This is a genomic window from Peptoniphilus grossensis, from assembly GCF_001940285.1.
GTDB classification, from domain to species: domain Bacteria; phylum Bacillota; class Clostridia; order Tissierellales; family Peptoniphilaceae; genus Peptoniphilus_A; species Peptoniphilus_A faecalis.
In genome coordinates this window covers 1688768-1713836 of the sequence record NZ_MJIH01000001.1, presented here as the reverse complement: position 1 = coordinate 1713836, position 25069 = coordinate 1688768, and the positions used below count along the sequence as shown (strand labels likewise).

General features: G+C 30.8%; 22 protein-coding genes. 2 read left to right on the top strand and 20 right to left on the bottom strand.

What is annotated here, in order from left to right:
- Window positions 1-12: 12 nt before the first annotated feature.
- Genes BIV18_RS08255 through dsdA form a run of 3 tightly spaced genes read right to left on the bottom strand, consistent with a single transcriptional unit; the run spans window position 13 to window position 3816 of the window.
- Window positions 13-1122: an alanine racemase gene (locus BIV18_RS08255; protein WP_075660138.1), complete on the bottom strand. Its 1110-nt coding sequence runs from the start codon at window positions 1120-1122 to the stop codon at window positions 13-15.
- Between the two features lie 12 nt (window positions 1123-1134).
- Window positions 1135-2484 carry a GntP family permease gene (locus BIV18_RS08250; RefSeq protein ID WP_075660137.1) on the bottom strand — a complete coding sequence of 450 codons (1350 nt, stop codon included), beginning with the start codon at window positions 2482-2484 and terminating at the stop codon, window positions 1135-1137.
- A gap of 12 nt (window positions 2485-2496) precedes the next feature.
- Entirely contained in the window at window positions 2497-3816 is a 1320-nt protein-coding gene (dsdA, locus tag BIV18_RS08245; protein ID WP_075660136.1) for a D-serine ammonia-lyase, read from the bottom strand.
- A gap of 142 nt (window positions 3817-3958) precedes the next feature.
- Between dsdA and BIV18_RS08240 the strand changes: the two genes are divergently transcribed.
- Window positions 3959-4528: a helix-turn-helix domain-containing protein gene (locus tag BIV18_RS08240; protein WP_083635563.1), complete on the top strand. Its 570-nt coding sequence runs from the start codon at window positions 3959-3961 to the stop codon at window positions 4526-4528.
- A gap of 550 nt (window positions 4529-5078) precedes the next feature.
- Here BIV18_RS08240 and BIV18_RS08235 read toward each other — a convergent pair.
- The 16 genes from BIV18_RS08235 to hpt all read right to left on the bottom strand — a co-directional run bounded on the left by BIV18_RS08235 (window position 5079) and on the right by hpt (window position 22347).
- Window positions 5079-6002 carry a DUF4268 domain-containing protein gene (locus BIV18_RS08235; RefSeq protein WP_202968692.1) on the bottom strand — a complete coding sequence of 308 codons (924 nt, stop codon included), beginning with the start codon at window positions 6000-6002 and terminating at the stop codon, window positions 5079-5081.
- 54 nt (window positions 6003-6056) lie between these two features.
- A complete protein-coding gene (locus BIV18_RS08230; RefSeq protein WP_235860817.1) occupies window positions 6057-8165 on the bottom strand; it encodes a type I restriction endonuclease subunit R, EcoR124 family in 2109 nt (702 codons plus the stop codon).
- A 95-nt stretch (window positions 8166-8260) separates the two neighbouring features.
- A complete protein-coding gene (fic, locus tag BIV18_RS08225) occupies window positions 8261-8806 on the bottom strand; it encodes a protein adenylyltransferase Fic (RefSeq protein ID WP_075660404.1) in 546 nt (181 codons plus the stop codon).
- 26 nt (window positions 8807-8832) lie between these two features.
- Window positions 8833-9144: a hypothetical protein gene (locus tag BIV18_RS08220; RefSeq protein ID WP_202968690.1), complete on the bottom strand. Its 312-nt coding sequence runs from the start codon at window positions 9142-9144 to the stop codon at window positions 8833-8835.
- 644 nt (window positions 9145-9788) lie between these two features.
- On the bottom strand, window positions 9789-10724 hold the full coding sequence (locus tag BIV18_RS08215; RefSeq protein ID WP_013669676.1) for a S66 peptidase family protein: 936 nt from the start codon (window positions 10722-10724) through the stop codon (window positions 9789-9791).
- A gap of 418 nt (window positions 10725-11142) precedes the next feature.
- A complete protein-coding gene (locus BIV18_RS11460) occupies window positions 11143-11319 on the bottom strand; it encodes a DUF1697 domain-containing protein (RefSeq protein WP_196793341.1) in 177 nt (58 codons plus the stop codon).
- A gap of 222 nt (window positions 11320-11541) precedes the next feature.
- Window positions 11542-13497: a tetracycline resistance ribosomal protection protein Tet(T) gene (gene tet(T) / locus BIV18_RS08205; RefSeq protein WP_075660133.1), complete on the bottom strand. Its 1956-nt coding sequence runs from the start codon at window positions 13495-13497 to the stop codon at window positions 11542-11544.
- Window positions 13498-13930: 433 nt separating this feature from the next.
- On the bottom strand, window positions 13931-14968 hold the full coding sequence (locus BIV18_RS08200) for a type I restriction endonuclease (protein ID WP_235860816.1): 1038 nt from the start codon (window positions 14966-14968) through the stop codon (window positions 13931-13933).
- Between the two features lie 33 nt (window positions 14969-15001).
- Window positions 15002-15604, bottom strand: coding sequence for a restriction endonuclease subunit S (locus BIV18_RS08195; protein WP_268875191.1), 603 nt, complete (start codon window positions 15602-15604; stop codon window positions 15002-15004).
- A 23-nt stretch (window positions 15605-15627) separates the two neighbouring features.
- Window positions 15628-16827, bottom strand: coding sequence for a restriction endonuclease subunit S (locus BIV18_RS08190; RefSeq protein WP_075660131.1), 1200 nt, complete (start codon window positions 16825-16827; stop codon window positions 15628-15630).
- Window positions 16820-18400, bottom strand: a complete 1581-nt coding sequence (locus BIV18_RS08185; RefSeq protein ID WP_075660130.1) for a type I restriction-modification system subunit M — start codon at window positions 18398-18400, stop codon at window positions 16820-16822. The genes BIV18_RS08190 and BIV18_RS08185 overlap by 8 nt, the downstream gene beginning before the upstream one ends.
- Before the next feature lie 124 nt (window positions 18401-18524).
- Window positions 18525-19445, bottom strand: coding sequence for an Hsp33 family molecular chaperone HslO (gene hslO, locus BIV18_RS08180; protein ID WP_075660129.1), 921 nt, complete (start codon window positions 19443-19445; stop codon window positions 18525-18527).
- A gap of 2 nt (window positions 19446-19447) precedes the next feature.
- Window positions 19448-20173, bottom strand: a complete 726-nt coding sequence (locus BIV18_RS08175) for a class I SAM-dependent DNA methyltransferase (protein ID WP_075660128.1) — start codon at window positions 20171-20173, stop codon at window positions 19448-19450.
- On the bottom strand, window positions 20170-20907 hold the full coding sequence (locus tag BIV18_RS08170) for an SIR2 family NAD-dependent protein deacylase (protein WP_075660127.1): 738 nt from the start codon (window positions 20905-20907) through the stop codon (window positions 20170-20172). The genes BIV18_RS08175 and BIV18_RS08170 overlap by 4 nt, the downstream gene beginning before the upstream one ends.
- Window positions 20908-20918: 11 nt before the next feature.
- Entirely contained in the window at window positions 20919-21833 is a 915-nt protein-coding gene (locus BIV18_RS08165) for a type II CAAX endopeptidase family protein (protein ID WP_083635562.1), read from the bottom strand.
- Window positions 21820-22347 (bottom strand): hypoxanthine phosphoribosyltransferase, encoded by a 528-nt coding sequence (gene hpt, locus BIV18_RS08160; RefSeq protein WP_075660126.1) that lies wholly within the window; start codon window positions 22345-22347, stop codon window positions 21820-21822. The genes BIV18_RS08165 and hpt overlap by 14 nt, the downstream gene beginning before the upstream one ends.
- Window positions 22348-22444: 97 nt before the next feature.
- On the opposite strand from hpt, the gene BIV18_RS08155 reads away from it, so the two are divergent.
- The gene (locus BIV18_RS08155) at window positions 22445-22966 is read left to right on the top strand and encodes a DUF4364 family protein (protein WP_075660125.1); all 522 of its coding nucleotides are present in this window, start codon (window positions 22445-22447) and stop codon (window positions 22964-22966) included.
- A 26-nt stretch (window positions 22967-22992) separates the two neighbouring features.
- On the opposite strand, the gene BIV18_RS08150 is transcribed toward BIV18_RS08155, so the two are convergent.
- Window positions 22993-25068: a heavy metal translocating P-type ATPase gene (locus BIV18_RS08150; protein ID WP_075660124.1), complete on the bottom strand. Its 2076-nt coding sequence runs from the start codon at window positions 25066-25068 to the stop codon at window positions 22993-22995.
- Window position 25069: the final 1 nt, after the last annotated feature.

The following is a 25069-nucleotide window of genomic DNA, read 5'->3' as shown; positions in this document are numbered from 1 at the left end:
AATCTTTTTATTTTATATTTCTTGCCTTTGAGAGTTTCCTCTTATGTCAACTTCTATTATTTTTTCAAGCTCATCATTTCTGTAGGCGTAAAAATAATTTGTTAGGTTTGCTGTTGAACATGAATGGTTGGGAATTATTTGGATTCTTTGTCCAATTTTTAATTTCTTTTTATCATCATTAACTTTTCCTACTTCTTCTGATAGGGATTCTATCAAACAATTTTCATGTCCAACTATAACTCCATGACCTTTTATTGAATCATTTCCGTGTGCTCCCTTATCAAGTCCCAAGCATTTTGCTCCTGCATCTATCATAAAGGTATTTTCTCTTGGATTTGATGTAAGAGATGCCAAAACTCTTAGAGCACAATCTTCTTCTTTTGCAATGCCCAAAGACATTTGGATAGCATCCAAAAATACATAATTTCCTGGATGAAATATGTTTATCGTATCATCTTTTACAGCTTTTAAATATGTTGGAGTTGAACCTGATGTCACATATTTTATTTCATATCCTGCACCTTTTAAAACTTTTTTTGCATAAGACAAAGTTTCGATTTCATCTTTTACAAATTTATCCACTTCTTCTGGAAGAGATGCTGAATAAACATGACCTGGATGAGATGAAATTCCTACAAAATTCAAGTTTTCAAATCCTTTCATTTTTTCAGCAAATTCTAATATATTTTCTTTTTCTATTCCAAATCTGTTTAGACCACAATTTATAATTATAGTATAGTTGATTTTAATATTTTTTTGACGAGCTTTTTCGTTTATTAGTTTTCCTGTTTCTAGATTATCAATTCTTACTATAAAATTAGTTTTTTTGGATAAATTTATTATTCTTTCTATTGCAATTTCATCTGAAACTGGATAGGCATACATTATATTTTCAAATCCTGCTTCCAAAGATTTTTCGCATTCATCTAAGGTTCCACACAAAACTCCTGTTGCCTTGTTTTCTTTTTGAATTTTTAAAATTTCACTTGATTTGTGTGTTTTAATCATTGGCCAAATTTCTTTATTATTTTCTATTGCCAAATTGTGAAATCTTTTTATATTATTTTCTAAAGCATCTAAATTCAAAATTATTGATGGTGTTTTTAATTCATTTAATTTCATTTTTTCTCCTTGTTAAATAAGTATTGATTTTAAAACAAAAACTACTGCCAAACCTGTTATGGCTTGAAGAACTGATGCTACTGAAAATGATTTATATCCAAGACCTGTATCAATTTCTAATGTTGATGTTGCTACCCAGAAGAAATCATCATTTGCATGGAAAATCATTGATCCGCCTGATGCACATGCAAGCATTGCTATAACAAGTCCCATCGGACTTGAAATTCCTAAAACCCCTAAAAGTGGAGCAAGCATACTTGCTGCTGTAACCATCGCAACTGTTCCTGAACCAATTGCCGTTCTAAATATCGCTCCAATTATAAATGGTGCGAGTATTCCTATATCTATTCCTGAGAAAAAGTTTATTAGAATATCTTGAAGCTGTGATGCTCTTAATATTCCTCCAAAAGCTCCACCTGCTCCTACTATCAAAACTATTTGTCCTGCTGTTTTTAATGCTTCTCCAAATCCGCCGTCAAATGTGTGAATTTCTTTGTCATCTTTATTTAAATTTTTATAAGAAATTAGTGCTATGATCATTCCTATTAACAAAGCAATCATAGGTTCTCCAATAAAGCTTATTATATTTAATAAAGTATTTGCACTTTGTGCATCTTTTGTCATCATGTCAGCAAAAGTTTTTACTAGCATTAAAACAATTGGTAAAACTATTGGTGCAAATGACATAAATACTGATGGTAATTGTTGGTCTTTTTCAATTTCCATTTCATGTTTTGGTTGAACATAATATTTTTTTCCTATAAATTCTCCGTAAAAATGTGCAACTAACATTACTGGTATTGATACTAATGCACCAAAAGCTATTACATATCCCAAATCTGCTCCAACAATTCCTGCAACTGCAAGAGGACCTGGTGTTGGCGGAACAAACATGTGAGTTGCATGGAGTCCCATTGTTAATGAAACTGCTATTGATGCCATAGAAATTTTTGTATCTTTACTAATTCTTTTTGCAATTGGTGCAAGAAGAACAACTGCTGCATCGCAAAATACTGGAATTGATACAAAATATCCTGTTATAGCAAGTCCCAAGGCCGCATGTTTTTCTCCTGTTATTTTTAAAATCGTTTGAGCCATAGTTTCTACGGCTCCACTTTTTTCAAGCAAATATCCTGTAACTGTTCCAATGGCAATAACAATTCCAATACCTGCTATAGTAGAACCCATGCTTTCTTGGAAAGCTGTTAGCATATCAGAAAGTGGCATTCCAGAAATTATTCCAAAAGAAAATCCTGCTGCCAATAGAGCAAAAAATGGATGCAGTTTTAATTTTACCGTAGCAAATATCAATATAAATAATGCTAAAAATAAAGCTACGACTGTTAAGGTTGATGTATTCATTTTATCCTCCAATTATAAATATGTTTCCAAATATTTTTCCATTATTTCATCTGGAACTAGCTTTCCACCTGTTGCCCAAGCAAAGTGATTTATATTTTCTTTAACATCTAATAAATTATTTTCTTCCAAATATTTTTTACTTTCCTCGTATTCAAATAATTTAATAGGACCTTCAAAGGCAGAACATGCTGATGGTTCAATTTTTATATCTTCGCTATTATTTAGATCTCTCATATAATCAAACAATTTGTTGTCGTTCATTGTGAAAATTCCAGAAATTATTGGTTCCATTACTTTTCCAACAAAACCTGATGGTCTTCCAACAGCAAGTCCATCGGCTTCAGTTTTTCCATCAATCCCAAAATCTTGTACACAAATATCTCCATTTAATCCTGTTGCCATACCAATTAGCATACATGGCGCATGAGTCGGTTCAATATAGAAAATATGGCAATTATCTCCAAAAACTTTTTTAAGCCCAAAAGAAACTCCACCTGGTGATCCACCAACTCCACAAGGAAGATAGAAAAATGCTGGATTATCTTTGTCAACTTTTATCCCTTGATCTTCTATTTGTTTTTTTATTCTATTTGCAGCAACTGCATATCCCAAAAATAAGGTAGAAGAATTTTCATCATCAACAAAATAAGAATTTGGATCTTCATCAGATTTTTTTCTACCAAGCTCAACTGCTTTTGTAAAATCTCCATCATATTCTACAACTTCAGCACCCTTTGATCTTAACAAATCTTTTTTCCACTGTTTAGCATCATTTGACATGTGAACAATAACTTTAAAACCTAAAGTCGCTGAACTAATCCCAATAGACAAACCAAGATTTCCAGTAGAGCCAACTTGAATTGTGTATCTTGAGAAAAATTTCCTAAATTTATCACTAGCTAAAATTCTATAATCATCATCTTCCTTTAGCATTCCAGAATCCATAGCAAGTTTTTCCGCATGGTACAAAACTTCATAAATTCCACCTCTTGCCTTAATTGATCCAGCAACAGCTAAGTGAGAATCCATTTTTAAATATAAATTTCCTTCTAAAGAAGTTTTTTCCTTCAAAATTTTTTCCATATTAGGAATTTTTTTAAGAGGAGATTCAATAATTCCATTTGTAGCTTTCGTGTCATCAAAATATTCCATCAATAAAGGAGCAAATCTTTTTAATCTGTCCTCAGCATCTTTTATATCGTTTTCATCAAAAGGAAAATTTTTCCAAACCTCTTCGCCAGTTTTTTTCTTCTTATTAATCCAAACTGTTTCCTTTTTTTCAGCTACTTCTTTTAATACTGGTTCTCTTTCAAGAAATTTCGTGATGTCCATTTTTACCTCCTAGTTAAATTATATTAAACTTTATTTAATTTAATTTAATTCTATCACATAAGAAAACATTGTCAAGCTTTTATAAAAATAAAATTAAGTAAAATATATGGTATAATAATAAAGCAAACAAAAAATAGAAAGTGTGATCATAATAGATAAGTTAGGATTAAATATTAAAAAATTTAGAAATATAAAAAAATTATCACTCAAAGAACTAGCAAAAGAGATTGACGTATCTCCATCTATGCTTAGCCAAATAGAAAGCGGGAAGGCAAATCCTTCTTTAAATACATTAAAATTAATTTCAAAAAACTTAGATGTTCCAATGTTTACTTTATTTGAAGAAGAAAACAAAGAATCCGCTATGATTGTAAAAAAAGAAAATAGAATAAGAATTACAAGCGGCAGGACAAATTCAGACAAATACCAATTAAGCTATGATCTTTTAAGTCCAGATATGAAAGGCGATATACAACTTTGTGAAATGAAACTTTCAGGTTTTCAATATAATTCAGATGATTTTAATATACATAAAGGAGAAGAAGTTGCAGTTTGCTCGCTTGGAAAAATAGAATTAATGTTAGAAACAGGCACTTACCTACTTCAAAACGGTGATTCAGTAAGAATTCCAAGCGGAACAAAACACAGATGGAAAAACCCAGGAAAAGAAGATTGTGCAATAATATTCGCCATAAGCCCACCAATTTTCTAAATGATGAATTGCAATAATGTTGCGACACTTGTAGCAAACTAAATTCGTGCATAAATATTTTAAATGGAGTTTGATATTAAGACATTTTTCTAGGTCTATTATTGAGATCTATTATATTTTTAATTAATCTTCCATTTCAATTTTAGTCAAAGCCGTTTTCTTTGGATAATATTCTCTTATATAAACCCTTTGAATTTTCATTACCTTCTTTCTTTAAAATAAAAAAACGACAGAATTATTGCTTTCTATCGTCTAAAATTTACATATTAAATTTTCATCACAAGATAAGACACTTTTAAGAATCTTTAGTTTTGTTGGTATTGTAATATGATAAGACTATGTTACACTTTTTGTACTTTGATACAATTCTTCAAAAGCTTTATCTGCTTATTAAGATTTAACGAAGGATTGTCAAGGGCTTATAGCACAAGCATGCCTTGACAAAAATGAATTAAATTCTATAGTCTTAGGAAGCTTTTTATTTATCACATACTGGAAGTTTTATCTAACTTAAGCTCGTTTTTTAATTTACTAATTCAGCCAAATTCCATTATATATAATTTCTAAAAGTTCTCCTAATGACAATAACCTTATCTATTACTTCATCTATAAGCTCGCCATAGTTTTCGTGATTATCAAAATCTAATCCGCTAATATAGTAGATAATTCTAGAAGCCTTTTTATTATCTAATCTTTGCCAATCCATATTAAACCCTAATTCATTTTCTATTTCTTCAGATACTGAATATAATCTATCAAAAAGTTCCTTATTATAATTGATGTAAACTTCGATACCTATACTATTTGTTTTATTTACCAATGTAATTGATATATGTGCTTCACTTGTTCCAAGAGCAACATCATACCAATGATCTGTTGTAGCTTTTCTTACATTAAAGGGCTTATTTCTTGAAATTAAAACTTCATTAAATCTATTCCAAAAATTCAATCTTTCAGCCTGTGATTTACTTAACTCTCCACTGTCGACATTTGCATTTGTTGTTTTTACGAAATCATTAGGCTTTTCTATAATCACAAACTTAGGTGCTGGCAAAGAATCTCCAATCCTATATGCCCGAATTTCCATCAAGAAAAATGAAACATCCTTAGTTGTCTTATTGTTTAACCACTCTATTGCACTTCTGTGTTCTTCTCTTGCCTCTTTAACTATCCAAACAACAACATTTGCATCTAGACCAGATGCATATGTTATTATTTTACCTAAATGGTCATGGTTTGTCGCTTCCAATTGGTTTTCAATAATTACTTTAATCCCCGTAGTTTCATCTTTTGCAACTAAATCACAACGATAAGAGCCAACAAAAACTTCTTTATTTATCTCTGTCAATGTTAATCCTATTTCATCACCTAGCATTTCAATATTTTCTTCTTTTGATAACCATTCTGAAAAATCATATTGCTCATGTTTCCAAAGTTGTCTAATATCAACTTCTTCTAATTTTCCTAATCTCAATTTATTCACCATCATATCAAAATCAATTCTTATATAAAAAATAATAAATTGGAATTATATCCCAACAAAAATTTCTACAATTTTTCTTATTTTTTCTAATACAGATTCCTTTTTCTTTTCTCTAGCGCCATGCCTACGTGAAGTCGGCGGAATGATGCGATCTAGCTCATCTCCTGCATATTCTACGTAGCCTTTATTAATAGATCTTTCTATAAAACGTTTTGAATCTTCTTTCAAATTTTCGTCCTCAACTAAAGATATAATTTTATTCTCTTTCTCTTTCTTTGCAAATTTATAGAATGACTCAAGAATATCGTCATTATTTTTTAGTTCAGACAATCTTGTGTTGTTTATAAAGTCCATAATCAATTCTTCTTTTGCCCTTGTGCCAAGGCTTGACCTGATTACCCTGCGAACTTCTGCTTTTAAACTTTCAACATCATCATTTTCTTTTGACTTTTCCAATATTAGAGCCAAAATATAATCAAGATTTATCTCGTCTGTTTTAAGTAAATCAATTTGAAATTCAATATCGGAAAAATCTATTTTATCACCTTCTGGATTTTCATTGCTCCCTGAATTTAAAATGCCTTCCCTAATATCAACATAAACACTTTTCATATCCTGCATCTGTCTATCTGAAATGATTTTTTCAAAGTTTTCAAACTCATCAAAATTTTTGAGGATATTCTCGGATTTCAATAACTCGCCAAAAAGTTTTACAAATTCTTTTTTATCAGCTTCCAATATAATTTCTGTAGGTTCAGGGAATTTAGACACAATCTCATTACAAATATCTATATAACCCTTGACTACATTTCCAGTTTCTTCATCTTTAAAACCATAAATGTACTCTTCATAGCTCTTTTCCAAAATAATGTTTACACTGTTTTCATCGCCAAAAATCTTGATTGCATCCTGAGTAGCTTTTTCTAAATCCCTAAAACAAACAATGTTGCCAAAAGTTTTTACCTTGTTGAGTATGCGATTAGTTCTTGAAAAAGCCTGAATAAGACCATGATATCTCAAATTTTTATCTACAAATAATGTATTTAATGTAGGAGCATCAAATCCAGTCAAAAACATTCCCACTACTATTAGCAAATCGACTTTCTTCTCTTTTACTTTAAGAGACAAATCCTTATAATAGTTTTGAAATTTATTTCCATTAGTAGAAAAATTAGTTTTGAAGTAAGTATTGTAATCGTCAATTGCCTTATCCAAAAATTCCTTTGCCGTCATCTCCATTGCTGAAACATCAAAATCCTCTTCTGCTATTTCTCCAATTGCTCTTTGTTCCTCATTAGGTGCAAAACTAAAAATTGTAGCTATTCTCAATCTTTTTTCTTCAGGTAAACTGCTCTGTTGTCTTTCAAACTCTTCATAATATAACTTTGCCGCTTCAATACTTTGCACAGCAAACATTGCATTAAAGCCATTGAGCCTTCTATGCTTTATATCATAAAACTCATTGCGATGTGTTTTTGTATTAAATACCTTTAGAATATGTTTTGTAATTTCACTTATTCGCTCGGGATGTAGTAGCATTTTATTTTCCAATTTAGCTAATTTTTTCTCATCTTCCTCTTTCTCCGCTTTTTTAAATTTAGGTGTAATATTATTATAATCCACTTTGAATTTTAAAACTTTGCCATCACGAATAGCATCCGTAATAACATAGCTGTGCAGTTGTGCTCCAAAAATACTTGCCGTTGTATCTCCACCAAGAGAATTTTCTGGAAAAATTGGCGTTCCCGTAAAACCAAATTGATAATATTTCTTAAATGACTTCCTTATATTTTTCTGTGCCTCTCCAAACTGAGAGCGATGGCATTCATCAAATATTAGGACACAATGTTTATCATAAATTTCATGGTCAGGATTTTTCTTAACAAATTCATTTAGTTTTTGTATTGTAGTAACTACAATCTTATTGTCATATTTTTCAATACACCTTTTAAGTTCCTTTGTATCTTTACTTCCATTTACACTGTCCGGCTGAAACCTTTGATATTCTTTCATTGTTTGGTAGTCTAAATCTTTTCTATCTACAACAAAAAATACCTTATCAATGAAATCCAGTGTCGTCGCAAGCCTTGCCGCCTTAAAAGAAGTAAGCGTCTTGCCGGAACCTGTGGATACAAGAGCAATAACTTCTCCCACTTGCATTATCTCATATCTAGGTTAGCTATTGCTTTTTTCTGATAGTATATTTATTTTTATTTGGATAATAATCACTATATAAATTATTTCTTAGATTATTTTGTATAATATCCCTCATATTCATATGAACGCTGGATTCCTCTCATATAAACTTGTCTATCATTAATTCTCTCTGTTAAAGCACCTTTTAACAAAACTTTAATTTCTAGAGAATTTATCGGTGATCTTTCCATAGCTGATAAATATTCTTCTTTATCTATCTTACTCCAATCTATGCACATACCCATATTTGATTTAAAAATTAAATCCAACCATATTCTAGTAGCTCTCCCATTCCCTTCTCTAAAAGGATGAGCTACATTCATTTCTACATATTTTTCTATAATACTATCAAAATCTGACTCAGGCATCTTTTCAATAATTTCCAAGTTAGATTCTAAAAACCTAACAGGAGCAAAGCGAAAATTGCCCTTTGATAAATTCACAGTCCTTATTTTTCCTGCAAAATCAAATACATCTTGAAATATATATTGATGGATTTGTTGTAGCCCCTTAAATGTTCCTACTTCAAATGTATCTATTATTTTGTTATCAAAAAGTTCATAAGCTCTCTTTTTTGTTAATTCTATATTTTCTTGCATAAAACATTCCTCCATTTACTCTCCTACTAAATTCCATAATGGATAATATACTTATCTCTTATTTTAGCCTCTTTAAACAATTCAATAATTTTATTATATGGTTCTTTATCATATTTGCTAAAAATAAATATAAAAGAATCAATTGACTCAGGTGGTATAAGTGTTATCCCACAATACGCAAGATTCATTCCTGGGCATTCTAGCGTATGCCAATAACAGTAAATATCATCGAAACTATGCAATAATGGTTCAATAAAATCATCATTTATTTTGATAAGTTCAAATTTTTCAGGCTCATATTCATCAAACCTCTGATATTTTTTTGGAGTATCTTCCATAATACCAAACTCATGGTAGGCCATAATCATCTTCCTTCATAAATTTAAATACTGTAGCTACATACCTTTCTACTTATGTGTAACTAGCTAATTCCACTAATATAAATATATCAAATAATTGAGAATTACTAAATAATCAAATTCTGTTCTCTCATGCACTGCCTTATGACAATTATACCTGATACTCTAAAAAATGCATGAATTTTTTTACATAAAAATCTATGAAATCCTTGATACTATAGTATTTATACACCCTGTCACTATTATGATACGAGCCCCTGTGGATAGAAAATCAAACAATTATATCTGGAAGACTAATATTTGATTACTTTATTAAATTATTAACATTATCCTCTATTCAAAATACATTCTCTGCATTGATAATATGTATAATTTTATCGCTATTAAGAATTTCTTCTATTTTTTCACCAATAAATCTAGACTTTATGTTGTAATTTTTTAAGTTTTTTGTAGGAATCTAAGGAAGTTTTTCTCCATCATTTACATAATACCATCTATATCATCAGCATCTTTTGTTAAAACCCTTCTAACTTCCATTTTCATTTATAACATCTCCCTCTTTGGTTAACTTTTCTCTTTTAATGGTTGATAGAAGTGTTCTATATGCCTTTAGAGATTATTAACTAATGCTTCACTACCTCCAATAAAATGGAAGTTTCTGTTGCATTCACCCTTACTAGTCCACCTATTGGAAATGTTGCAAAGGGGAATACGTGTCCAAAATCAACATTAAATACAATAGGTATATTTTTAAGTTGTTTTTTAGTTGATACTATTCTTTGAATTACATTTATATCTATTTTACAACTATCATCAAATCGCCCAAATAATATTCCTTTTACTCCATTAAATTTTAAGATTTGAATTAAAGATTGCAAATTTCTTTCGAACTCGGCAGCGAAATAATTCCCCATAATATTATCATCTTCCAAAAATAATATCTTGTTCTTTAAGTTAGGCATAAATTTTGTTCCTTGCAAAAGATTCAGTGTGCAAAGGTTTCCTCCTATAAGTTCTCCCTCACAACTTCCTTCCTGTATAAGATAGTATTCTTTTGCATCTTTAGATGGTCTTATATTATACTTATCAGAATTCATAAGACATCTTTCAAAATATGAATATGTATAGTCAGTTTCTTTTTCAAAGCCAAAACTTGAGAAATGGGGTCCATGATAAGTAACTAAACCTGTCTTAGAATAAATGGCATTAAGCAAAGCAGTAATATCAGAAAATCCACATATAATTTTGGGATTAGCCTCTATTAAAGAATAATCTATATACTCCAATATTTGATTAACATTAAATCCGCCTATGCAGGTAAGTATAGCCTTAACATTTTTATCTAAAAAGGCTTCGTGTAAATCTTCAACACGAGACTCGATACTTGAAGAGTTCACTTCATCAATTTCACGACTGTTTCGTGAAAAAGTTATTTTAAAACCTTTTTCCGTTAACAATGTTAAAGCCTTATCAAAAGTATCTTGCCTTACTACACTCAAACTTCGAGAAGGAGCTATAACCCTTATCTCATCTCCAATTTTTAATTTATTAGCAATCATTTAAACACTCCTCCTGAATATGTTATATTAAATATTCCAATTCATAACTTCTCATGCACTACTTACAACAATTATACCCAATTGCTCTAACCAATGCATGAATGCTTTCAATAAAAATCCCTGAAACCCTTATGTTAAAACATTTATGCACCCTGTCACTATTATGACACGTTCCTCGGTGGCAAGAAAAAAATGTCCAGATTATTTGATCTGCCCCTTTGAAATTTATTATTTTATTATAAATAAGTTTTCAAGCCAATATTAGTTTAATATAGAATAAAAGATATACATCCCTCTCTACAATATGATATTTATCACTTTCACTTCGATAAATATCTATGTATTCAATCTTATCTTTTACAAGATTATGTGTCAATAATACAGCATATAGACTTACTACTTCTGATAATGTCTCTGCTTATGTTACTTCATCCTTAGAGAATGGGCAATCCAAAATAATCTGTTCTAACACTATAGAAATCCTCAAAATAATCTTTATGAAAGTCCCGAAAACTGCCTTGATCTTATGTTCAATTTTATTACGTAGGGATTCCCCCACTTCATTTGATTTGAATAGAATATTTCCACTTTGAATATATGTCTTTTACTTCATAAAATTCAATTTGATCCAAATACTCGTTTTAAATCTGTCATCTAAATTATATTTTTCCTATCATTCAGAAGTAAAAAAACACCAATTTCATTTTTTTAGTAATGTACTACCATTCAAGTTTTCTAATTGATACAGGTATGCTCCCTCATCAACTATTTTAAAACTATGATTTCTCGATTCTATTTTAAATTTTATATTTAGGCCTCAATTTTCATCCTGTTTTTGAAATAAATATCTTAACCCTTCCTTGTTGCTATCATTATTGTCGTTCCCAATATCATTAATTATAGGCTTATCATTATATATATCATACCCATAAGGCTCAGTAATAAATATACCCTTTCCATTTGAATAAGAAAGTAATTCTGACTGATAGGACTTCGATGTATCAACAGGTATCTTTCCACTTAAAGTTGTCTCCTCTCCCTTGGCTATTATATCTTCAATAGAAGCCCTCATCTTTCTAAGATCACTCATAACCCTTCCGCAGAAATCATTTGGAACTTGAACTGTATATTTTAAATAAGGTTCTAATATTTCAGTTCCTGCTTTTCGAAGAGCTTCCCAAAATACATATGGTGTTAAATTCCTAAAGTCAGAGGGGGTACTTACCGGGCTATAGTATAATCCGTAGTCAAAAGTTACCTTTAAGTCTGTAATCTCCCAGCCATAAAGTCCTTCTTTGCAAGCCTTTTCTACAGCTTCTTTTACTGCATTTTGAAATGAATTATTTAAATATCCATAGGACACCTCTGTCTTATATAATAATCCTGACCCTATTGGTAGTGGTTCTATTGACAGTCCAATAGATGCCCAATAAGGATTTGGTGGAACCTCTATATGGATTACTGCTTTAGAGTTTCTCTTAGGTCGTTCTTTATATATTGTTTTCAATTCACCAAATTCAGTATCTATTTTATATCTGTTTTTAAGTAGTGATTTGATTACTTCCATCTGAATATTTCCAAATAGCTTCAATATGATTTCTCCAGTATCTCCGTTAATTTCACAATCGAGAAATGGGTCTTCTTCAGTTAATTCAAATAGTGCTTCTATCAGTTTGCTTCTTTTGCTTAAATCACAAGGTTTAATTGATGCTCTCAATGCCGGTTGGGCTATCTTTATATCTAAAATCCCGTCATATTTCTGTCCAATATAATCACCTATCTTCAGAGAATTAGCATTAGAAATAATAGCAATATCCCCACTATTAACCTGATCTACCTTAACAATTTCACCATTTATAATTGTTTCTAAGTTTCTTACCTTGAAAACTTCTTCTCCACCATTTTTAAAAATTTCTTGACGTATTTTTATACTACCTTTAAATATTCTTAAGAAAGTCATCTTTCTAGATTTTTCATCCCTATCAATCTTATAAACATACGCTGATAAAAGGTCTTCAGTATTATAGCTCTTGGTAGGAAGATATTTAGTAATGGCAAATAATAGCTCGTCAATTCCAATATTTTTTAAAGCCGAACCATGAAATACAGGATAAAGATTGCAGTTATTAATCTCATCCAAAAATACATCATTATATTCTTTTTCTGTAATGACATCGCCATTTATATATTTTTCTGCTAGATAATCATTTATATCCAGTAACTTCTCTATTATTTGACTTTGAATTACTTTATCATCCCTTACATTTGTCAATTCAAAATCACCTTTATCTTTTATTTTAACTGATTGCATTATTGCAAGATTAGAAGTTAATTTCTCCTGTATTTGAGTGTATATTTCATCCAAATATACTCCCTTTCGATCTATTTTATTCACAAATATAAGGGTTGGAATATTTAATTTCACTAAGGTATTAAAAATCACTTTCGTTTGAACTTGTATTCCCTCTTTTGCTGAAATTACTAAAACAGCTCCATCTAATACTCTCAGTGTTCGTTCAACTTCAGCTATAAAATCCATATGCCCAGGGGTATCTATGATATTTAGCTTTGTATCATTGTAATTAAATGAAACTGTAGATGCTCGTATAGTTATCCCCCTATCTCTTTCAAGTTCCATCGAGTCCGTTATCGTTGTACCATTATCGACTCTTCCAATCTTATTAATTGCCCCACCTTTGTATAATAAACCTTCTGTAACAGTTGTTTTTCCTGCATCAACATGTGCTAATATTCCTATATTAATAATTTTCATTTTATACCTCCATAATTATATAAAAAATCCCCTGTGATAAAATACTCTCTTCACAGGGGAACTTATTTTTTATATAACTGCTTAAAGTAAATATAACACACTCAATTAGATATAACATCAGGGTGCTACATCTACAGTCTAATCAATGCTATATAATACATAAAAATATAAATTTATTGTTATGAGAATATTTCTAAATAAAAGTACAATTAATAAGCCATACAAATATCCTTTTGCATGGAAAAGTACTTGTTCTATTTTATTAATAGTTATTTAAAAATATTATGCCTCATATGATAAAACTCCTTTGATTAATACTGCACTTTATAATACTTGTTTTTATTTTATTTGTCAAGTAAGCCAGAATCTTTGATAGTGTCAATATTTTTTAGAAAAATAAGCTTAATAACATTCTAAAATTATACCTAAGGCTCTAATAAATGCATGAATTATTATTAATAGAAGTTCCTGAAACCCTTGATTCCAAAACGTTAATGCACCCTGTCACTATTATGACACGTTCCCCCGTTGTGTGCCAAATAAAACCTCCCGCTTCTGGTCTGCCCGCTTTTTTCCCCTCATAACTTGATTTTATCTTCCACAAAATTCGTTCGGTTGCCGCTATTTGATAGGGTCTCATAATAAGAAGAGTATTATTGACATCAAATACACAATACTTTGTAAGCACTTCAAGAATGACACGTTTTTCAAAAAAAGTTTTAGTAAAATCCTCTAAATCGCAAATCACTTTGTTTTTAGCATCCGCCCATTCACAAGTAAACTCATAATTATTTTTATTTTGCGCCGTTGTATTGGCAAAATATCTTGTATAAGTTCCATTAGAAATGACAAATATCTGAACATACTTGTATAGGGAATTATCGCTGTTAAAACTTTCTTTGCTATACCTGTGAATTTGGTTAAAGGCCTCATGTAAATTCACGCCTCTTTTTTTAAGCTCTATATGGACAAGGGGCAAGCCATTTACTAAAATAGTAACATCATAACGATTTCGATTTTTTCCTTCGCCACATACCTGATTAGTAACTTGCAAAAAATTGTTGTGAATATTTTTCTTATCAATAATCTTAATATTTTGCAAATGTCCATCGTCAAATATGAAATCATGGACATGATTTTCCTGAACTTTTCGAGTTTTTTCAATCATACCATCACTTGGAGCATCCAAGTATTCAAGTAAAAATCTGTCCCATTCTTTTTTTGTAAAAGAAACTTCATTTAACTTTTCAATTTGAATTTTTAAATTTACATATAATTCATCCTTTGATTTTACAATAAGTCTCTCATACCCTTGCGAAACCAAATTTTCAATTAATTGACTTTCAAGTTCAGCTTCACTTTGGTAGGAAGTTTCTCTAACTTCAAGGTCCTTTTTAAAATTAGCTAAAATAATTCCGCCAGTCATTTCAGCAATTGTAGATGCATTATAATTTACTTTATTCTCTGACATCTAAATTACTCCTTCCATTTGTATTATTAATTACTAGTTTTTCCTTGGAAAATCCATTAATCTTTCCCTATAATATTCATACTGTTTTTGCCTTAACTCTATTTCTTTAGGTAAACCTTGAGAGATATCATTGATAAGAGCATCAAACTTATCGAGAATAGAAACAATATATTCTTGGACTGGGAGAGATGGTAATGGAACCTCGTATTCCATGATTTTATTTTTATCTCCTCTTGGCATTTTTGCCCCTTTAGAAAATTTGATATCATATTCAAAGAAAGATTCACTGGACAATGTTTTATACAAAAATCTAGGTATAATCATATTTTTAAAATCATCTTTTATACAAAATACCAATACATCGCCATTAGTCCCACCATCAACATTTGCTATCCAAATCTTTCTTAAATATGGTCTTATATTCCCTATCAAGACATCGTCTTTTTTAAAAGCAATTAAATTTCCTGTATTAGGAACATAACTGGAATCTACCTTTCCTAATTTATCTTTCAATAAATTTTCAACACCAACATAGTTTTCTGCGTTTAATAACCCCGCTGATACTCTTTTAGAAGAATATTGGGTAATGTCTTTTAATTTTTTCCACTCAAAGCCAAATAGTTTTACTCCAACAATATCCGCAGCTTCTTTTAATAAAGTTAAATACCTCTTAGAGATGTAACCTCTCTCTCTCTCTCTCTCTCTCTCTCTCTCTCTCTCTCTCTCTCTACCATATTTTCGTCAAATGTCAAGAGTTTTTCACGATAATATTCATATTGTTTTTGTCTTTGTTCAATTTCTTGAGGCAATAATCCCTTTGTGTCAGAAAGCAAAGATTGAAACTTATCTAAAATTTCAACCACTTTATTTTGAACTGGAATAGGTGGCAAAGCTATTTTTATTTTATTTAAAATTGATTGTGTAAGGCTTGGTCTTGTAAAATCTGTGCTCAACTTGGCAATATCGAAATTTTCGATAAAATAATAAAAGTACTTAGGGATTATTTTTTTATCATCTATCTCTGTATAGAAAATAGTATCTACATTCCAAAACGGTTCGTCTAAATAAAAAACATTTTTTATTGAACCTTTCCTAGGTATTAAAACGGTAGGTTTATTATATGAATACTTATTTACATAGATATTCATTTTGCCGCCACTACCATATACGGGAATATCACCTTGTCCCAAAGATTTCCAATCTTTTCCATTCCTTATTTTTGCAATTTCTTCTATAGTAACATTTTTCAATTCATATTTGTTTTCAAAAAATATTTTTTCTGAAATCTTATTCAAATAATCTTCACTTAAAAGTATATCTCTGTAATACTCATAACCTTTAGTTCTAAATTGTAATTCAGATTGTAATTCAGACTGTAATTCAGTAACATAATTTGTGAATTTATCAAGTATTTTTACTATTTTTTCTTGAGTTTCTATGGATGGGATTGGGATTTCAATTTTTAATATTTTTTCTTTAGAGATACTATATGGCACTGCCGATTTGTTAGATATTGAATATAAATACTCTTGCTTCTCCAATAAAAAATGATACAAATATTTTTTTAATACTTTTTCATCAGGGTATACAGAAAAACAAACATCATTTGCCCAAAATTTCTCTTTCTGCCAACTCACATATCCAGCCGTCCCATACTGTGCAATTGTTATAGTATTTTCATCTCTATTTTGTTTATCGATATAGCCCATATATCCTATTCCACCAGATACAACTGGATATTTTCCGTTTTCTACAAGATCTTTTTTTGTTACTCTAATTCCTCGTACAATTTCGCAAACTTCTCCTAGTTTCTTCCACTCAACCTTTTCATTTTTCAATAGTTCGTCTATCTTACTCATCTTCAAGCTCCTTTATTATTTCATTTATAGAAGCTCTAAGTTCATCTATTTTCTTGACAGTTTCTTCAATTTCCCTATTTAAAACTTTTATATCAATCTTTTCTCTTGTATCTTCCTTTTCTACATAAGTTGAAACTGAAAGATTATAATCATTTTCTTCAATTTCCGCCTTATCTACATATCTTGAAAAGTATTCTACTTCTTTTCTACTTCTAAACTCATCAAGAATTTTTTCAATATTTTTTTCTTCTAAAATATTATTATTTGTTTCTTTCTTAAATTCTTTGCTGGCATCAATAAACAGTACCTTATTTTCTGTCTTGTTTTTTGCCATGACTAAAACACAAGTGGCTATTGAAGTTCCAAAGAAGAGATTTTCCGGAAGCTGAATAACACAGTCAATAAAATTATTATCTACAAGATATTTTCTAATTGTTTTTTCAGCGCCTTTTCTGTAAAAAATTCCTGGAAAACATACGATGGCTGCTCTGCCCTTGCTTGAAAGATAGAATAATGAGTGCATAATAAAGGCATAATCGGCATAAGACTTTGGTGCCAATTTGCCCGCTGGAGCAAATCTTTCATCATTTATCAGAGTAGGATCAGCATCTCCCACCCATTTAATTGAATAAGGAGGATTTGATACTATGGCATCAAAGGGCTTTTCATCTTTATGTAAGGGGTTAATTAGAGTGTCTCCCCTTTTAATTGAAAAGTTATTGTAATTCACATTGTGAATGAACATATTCATACGTGCCAAGTTAAAGTTGGTCATATTTATTTCCTGTCCAAAAAATCCTTCATCAATAATATGTTCATCAAATTGCTTTTTCATCTGCAACAGCAAACTTCCACTTCCACAAGTAGGGTCATAGACTTTATTGATGTTTGTTTTTCCATCCATTACGAGCCTTGCTAATAGCTTTGATACTGTTTGCGGAGTAAAAAACTCGCCGCCAGATTTACCTGCGTTACTGGCATAATTTGAAATCAAATATTCATAGGCATCGCCAAAGGCGTCTATATCATTATCCTGAAAGTTCCCAAAATTTATTTCTGCTATGCCTGTCAGTATATCCGCCAATCTTTTGTTTTTTTCTGCTACTGTTGCTCCTAAGCGATTACTCGTTGTATCTACATCTTCAAACAGTCCTTTGATGTCATCTTCCGATGCAAAGCCTACTGCACTGCCTTCAATTGATTTAAATATATTAGCTAAGTCAGTATTTAAGTTTTCGTTGTCTCTAGCATTTTTTACAACATTTTTAAACAACTGACTTGGCAATATAAAAAAGCCTTTATCTTCAACGGTGTTCGGTCTAAAATCACATTCTGCTTCTTCATCAGAAATTTTAGCATAATCAAAGTCTAAGTCGCCAGCTTCATGTTCGGCAGAATTAAAAAATTCAGTAATATTTTCGGAAATAAATCTATAAAACAAAATTCCTAGTATATATTGTTTAAAATCCCATCCATCTACTGCCCCTCGAACGTCATCGGCAATTGCCCAAATTTTTCTATGAAGTTCTGCTCTCTGTACTATTTCTTTGTTCTCCTTTTTTAAATCTGACATCCTCTTCTACCTCACTTTACTGATTAGACTTTGATTAATCCTTCTTCTATATTTGTTATTTTAAAGATGTTTTTATCTGTTTTTTTAGAAGTTCTAATAGGATAAACTTCTGCTTTATCTATAATTAAAAATTATCTTGAATAATTATTTTGCGATTTTTATTTATGTCTTTAGCTTTTTTTAGCATTCTCTCTAAATCACTTTCATCAAAATTATAAACCTTGTCGCAAAAATAACAGCTAACTTCAGCTTTTTTGTCTTCACGCAAAATTTCTTCAATTTCTTTTGGTCCAACAGATACAATTGCATCTTCAACTTTTTCTCGAGAGCAATTGCATTTATAAGTGATTTCTCTCTTTTCAAGAATTTTAAAATTTATGTCCTTCATTATAATTTCAATTAATTTTTCTGCATCGTGATATTCATCTAAAATTGAAGTAACGCTTGGAAGGTTTTTTAAATTTTCCTCTAGCTTTGAAATTTGCTCCTCAGTTGCATCGGGCATTAACTGAATAATAAATCCGCCAGCAGCCTTTATTGAATAGTCCACATCAACTAATACTCCAAGACCTACTGCAGATGGAACTTGGTCAGATTGGCTAAAATAAACTGCAAGGTCTTCTGCAATTTCTCCTGTAGTTAAATTTACTGTACCCGTATAAGGCTTTTTCATTCCCGTATCCATTACAAGAGTTAAATTTCCCTTGCCTACAATTCCAGACACGTCAATTTTACTGTCACTTTCCCTTATTGGAAGATCCGCTGTGGGATTTGTAACATAACCCTTTACGAATCCGTCGTTTTTACAAGTTGCAACAATTCTTCCAGCAGGTCCATCTCCATTAATGGAAAGAGTTATTGAGTCCTCTTCATTTTTTTGCCAAGAACCAATAATTGATGCTGCAGTCAAAACTCTACCTAGTGCAGCACTTGTAGTCTTTGATAATTTATGAATTTTCGTTGCTTCTTCTACCACATCAGTTGTAATGGCAGCAGAAATTTTTATAGTTTCAGTTTCGTCAATTGCCCTTAAAATATATCCCATTATTACCTCCTTGCAATAATTGTGTATCTTGAAGTTTCTTCTCCAACTGCTTTAAACTCATAGTCGTCATAAACTTCTATTTCACAAAATCCAATTTCTTCTAATAAATTTTTTACAAAAGATAAGTCGTAAGCTCTTTCAAAATGTTCCTCGTAAAATCTTTTATATTCATCGTCCTTTATATTTCTAAAAAAATTAACTCCATAGGTATTTAATTTTTTTTCGTCATCATAAATATTTTCCCAAATGTATAGGACATCATCCACTTCATCCACTGTAACTGGCGGTATATTTTTAAATTTGTATTCTGTGTTTAAGTCAAAAATAAAAATTCCACCTTCATTTAAGTGTTGGTAGCTTGATTTTAAAGCAGATTCAAAATCTTTTTCATCAGTTACATAATTTAAACTGTCGCCAACGGAAAATATTGCATCATAATTTGAGGGTGCCAAAAAATCCGCCATATTTTGTTTAAATAATTTTAAATTTTTGTTTCTTATTTTATTTTCGCATAGGCTAAGCATATCTTCTGATAAGTCAAAGGCATGAACCTTGTAATCCCTTATGATTTTCTCTGTAAGGGCACCTGTTCCACAAGCCATTTCTAAAACTAACACAGGTTCTAGAGACTTTTCCCCTAGAACCTCTTTGATAAATTTATAGATTTTTTCATAGTCTAGATCGTACATGAGCTTGTCGTAAAAATATGCGAAATCTTTGTACATCATTTTCTGCTTTCAATCTCCTTTAAAATTTCTTGTAAAACAATTGTAGAATTTTCATGAATGACTACATCTGCTTGGCGATCCATTGGCGTTGGATCATTATTTATTATAATCAAGTGGTCAACATAATTTGGCAAGAAATTTACTGGAGAAACTGTAAGGGATGAACCAACAACTATTAGCGTGTCAGTGTTGTCAAGCTCCCTTGCTCCTCTTTCAAAGTCATCGGGCATCATATCGCCAAACATAACTACATTCGGTCTAATTGTACCGCCGCATTCGTCGCATTTAGGTGGTATTTCTCCTTTTTCCACTTTTTCACGCATTACTGCAAAGGGATATTCTTTGCCACATTTCATGCAATGTGTGCCACGAGTTTCGCCGTGAACTTCGTAAATATTTTTTGAGCCAGCCTTTGCGTGAAGATTGTCTATATTTTGCGTGATAATCCCCGATAAATATCCCAATTTTTCTAATTTTGCAAGAGCTTTATGGCCGCCATTTGGCTCTTGGTCGTTTAAGTCTTCCAAAATTTTGTAACCTTCCTTATAAAAAATTTCTGGATGGTTTAACAATCTGTCCTTTGAAAGTGCAAGGGCTGGATCCATTTTTGAATAATATCCTGTGGAAGATCTAAAATCAGGGATGCCTGAGTCGGTAGAAATTCCTGCACCAGTTAGTGCAAAAACTTTTTTTGATTTTAAAATTAAATCAGCTGCTTCTTTTATTTTATCCATAATCCTACCTCCTAAAAAACAATGTAGTGATAAATAAAATACAAAATAACAAGGGCAATTATTGGCACAAAATTAAATAAATCAATGCCCTCCACATCTCTATATCTAATTTTTATTTCCTTGTCCTTATTATTTTCTTCTTTTAAACTCTTCAAAATATATCTAATTAAAATCACTGAAAAAATTGAAATTACAATTAATATAATAATTATTAAAAGTTCAAGGGAACCAATCTCTCGGGATAATTTCGTCTTTCTCAAAAATTCAAAAAGCCTTTCATTGACATACCTAGCAGTTAAAACTGCAATTACATTATTGACAAAGTGAGCCGATATTGCAGGAATAATTGAACCTGTAACTTCAATTAAACTTGAAAACAAAAGCCCCAACAAGAAGGGTGCAATAAAGTTTTGTATGTCAAAATGAAATAGTGCAAAAACTAAGGCTGATACAATTATGGCAAACCTCTCGCCATAGACATTATAGGCATTTGTAAGCGTACCTCTAAAAAAAACTTCTTCGCAAATTGCTGGCACAAGGCACATAAATATTAAATAATTAAAAATTGGGACATTTTGTAGCATTATCTCCATGGGAAAATTTTTGTACTCAATAAAATTTGATAAAAGCGACAAAAAAATTCCATTAAAAAGAAGAATGACTGGATATGCTAAAATTACAAGTATAATTGTTTTTAAAATGCTCTCAAAAGAAATCTTTTTAATCTTTAAAACTTCTCTAATATCTCCCGTAGAGGAAATTAAAATTGCAGGAATTAAAATTATAAAAATTTCCGTAATAAATGTTCCCCAAAAACTATATTTTTCTTGAATATTAAAACCAATTGTTAAGAAAATAATTGCCAGCACTAGAGTCAATGTGTTGACGCTCATGACATTTAGATTTTTCTTTTTAAAATTCTTCATTTTTTTCCTTATAAGTGTAGATATATGGCACATTTCTGTAATAATCGCCATAATTTAAACCATAACCAACTATAAAAATATCTTCAATTTCAAAACCAACATAATCGGCACTTACATCTGCTTCTCGCCTTGAAGGCTTGTCTAAAAGCACGCAAGTTTTTAGTTTTTTTGGATTGTAAGTCAAAAGTTTTTCTTTCACTGCGTAAAGTGTGTTGCCAGTGTCTAAAATATCATCTACAACTAAAACATTTCTATTTTCAATATTTGTGCGTAAATCAGTTAAAAACCTCACTTCTCCACTAGAACTTTCATTATGTCCATAACTTGAAGTTGTAAGAAAATCTATTTCAACTAATTTATCAATCTCTCTAACTAAATCTGCCGCAAAAATAAAGCTTCCTCTCAAAAGAGAAATGACAACGAAATCGTCATCGAAGTCAGCACTAATTTTTTTGCCAAGATTTTCTACTTTTTCTCTTATCTCATCGCGAGAAAATAATATTTGTCTTTCCATAATTCCTCCACCTACATTATATCAAAAAATGGCAAAAATTCATCTTTAATTGCCATTATCACAAAACCTTTGGTATAATTACAGAGAAGGTGATTTTATGAAAAAAAGTTCTTTTGAACTTGCATTAAATAAATTATTAATTCTATACATAATAGATAACTTCAGCCACAAGTTAAAGGAAAATGATCTTAGCTATTTTGTATTAGATATTGAACTCTTTAATTACTTTTACTTTAAGCAGTATTTAAAGGAATTGGAATCAACGGGCTTAGTACTCTTTGATAGAGATAAGAAATATTATCTATCTGATGATGGTGTTAAAACGCTAGATATTTTTTACGAGAAAATCCCAGAGGAAAATATAAAGTTTTTAGATGAAAAAATGAAAAAATATCGCCATGAATTGCTGCTTCAAAATTCCATTACATCAGAAATTTATGAGGAAAAGGGTACAGGATACACTCGTCTAAAAATTAAAGATGGTGAAATTGATGTCTTGGATTTAAAAATCGAAGTATCCGATTTGTTAATGGCAAAAAAAATATCTGCAAACTTTAAAAAGAATGCAGAAAATATTTATTCTAAAATATTAAAATTATTGACAGAAGATAAGAATTAGAACCTCTGGGTTCTTTTTTATTAAATTTAAACTCTGTATTCCATCATATTTCTTCCAGTAATGGCAACCGTGGACGCATTGTGAAGAAAAGCTGAGTTTGTATTTGTCAAATGTCCTGCTACTCCAAGTGCAATTAGAGCTCCGTTAAAGGACACAATATGCCTGTAACTTCTATGGACTCTTTTTTCCAATTCCCTTGCAATTTTTATTACATCAATAAGTTCTTTTAGGGAGTCTGATTTTATTGATATATCTGCGATTTCCTTTGCAATATCTGCTCCTTCGTGCATTGAAATTCCCACGTCTGCAGATGAAAGTGCAATGGAATCATTAATTCCGTCACCAATCATGACAACTGTTCTTCCTCTTTCCTTTTCACTATCTACATAATTTTTTTTGTCCTCTGGCAAGACTTGAGCTTTATAATAATCAAGGTCTAGTTTTTCTGCAACAGCTCTTGCTGAATTTTCTGCATCTCCCGTTAGCATTGCAATTCTTGTAAATCCAAGTTTTCTAAGAGAATCAATTGTATATTTCGCATCTTCACGAATTGGGTCGTCTATACAAATTACTGCAATTAATTTTTCGTCAAAGGCGAGGTACAATAGGGAATAATCTTCTTTAAGTTCATCAATCTTATTTCTTTGCTCTTCATCAATTTTTATTTTCTCATCTTCTAAAATAAAATGAGCTGAACCAATTAGAGCCTCTTTATCTCCAATTTTTGATTTTATTCCATGTGCCACAATGTACTCGGGCTTTGAATGCATTTCTTCGTGGTTTAAATTTTTTTCCTTTGCGGCCTTTACCACGGAATTTGCTATTGAATGTGGAAAATGCTCTTCAAGGCAAGCTGCAATCCTCAAACATTCATCTTTGTCATTGTCGTAAAATGCAATTACCTTTTCAACCTTTGGCTCTGACTTTGTGAGAGTTCCCGTCTTGTCAAAAATAATTGAATCCGCTTGGGCAAGTTTTTCTAAATATCTACCGCCCTTTACAAGAATTTCTCTTCCTGATGCAGATGAAATTGCCTTCATAGTTGCAATTGGTATTGTAAGTTTAAGTGCACATGAAAAATCTACCATCAAAAAGGATTTTGCTTTGATGAAATTTCTCGTTAACAAATAAGTTATTCCTGCTCCTAAAAAGGAGTATTTTACAATTGAGTCGGCTATGGACTCTGCTCTCTTTTCTGCAAGTGATTTATTTTTTTCACTCTCTCCAATTAATTCAATTATGTGATTTATTCTCGACTCATCGTGTTTTTTAGTAGTTTTAACGAGAATTGCTCCTTCTTCTAAAACTGTGCCTGCAAATACAGTTTTGCCTTCAGTTTTTTTCACAGCAAGGGATTCACCAGTAAGTGAGGATTCATTTACCATTCCTAAACCCTTAATTATTTCACCGTCAACAGGTATTGTGGAACCCATATTCACTTCCACGACTTCAGAAATATTTACTTCTTCTAATTTTTTTAAGTATTTTTTGTCGCCATCGACTACAAAAACTTTTTCTACATTTAGTTTTAGTGATTGAGCAAGATCTTCCTTTGATTTTTTTAAAGTGTAATCTTCTAGCTCTTCGCCAAGTCCAAGTAGAAACATTATATTTCCTGCATCGTTAAATTCTCCATCAAGTATAGAAATTCCAATAGCTGTCGCATCTAAAATTGCCACATCTAATTTTCTATTTTTTAGACTTCTCAATCCAGCCTTAATATAAGGTATCGCCCTTATTAAAATTCCAATTGGTCTAAGGGGCATTGGCAAAATATGTGCAAAGAAAATTCTTCTATACATTGCATCTCGAAGAATATGAAAAAGTTCTCTATCTTCTTGAGGCACAAAATCTACATCATCAATTTCAAAATTTTTTAAATCTTCTAAATTGAGTTCTAAAATAAATTTTGCAATTTTCGGCAAATGTTTTTCTTCATAGTTTACTGTAATTGAATTTGCTAGAGGTGAAATCTTACAAGATTTAACGCCAGATAGTTTTTCAATTTTGTATTTTAATTTATTTACATCGCAGTTTCTAAGTACGCCATCGTATAAAAATCGACTCCTGCCTATAGTTCGACTTACAATAGTTGCAAACATA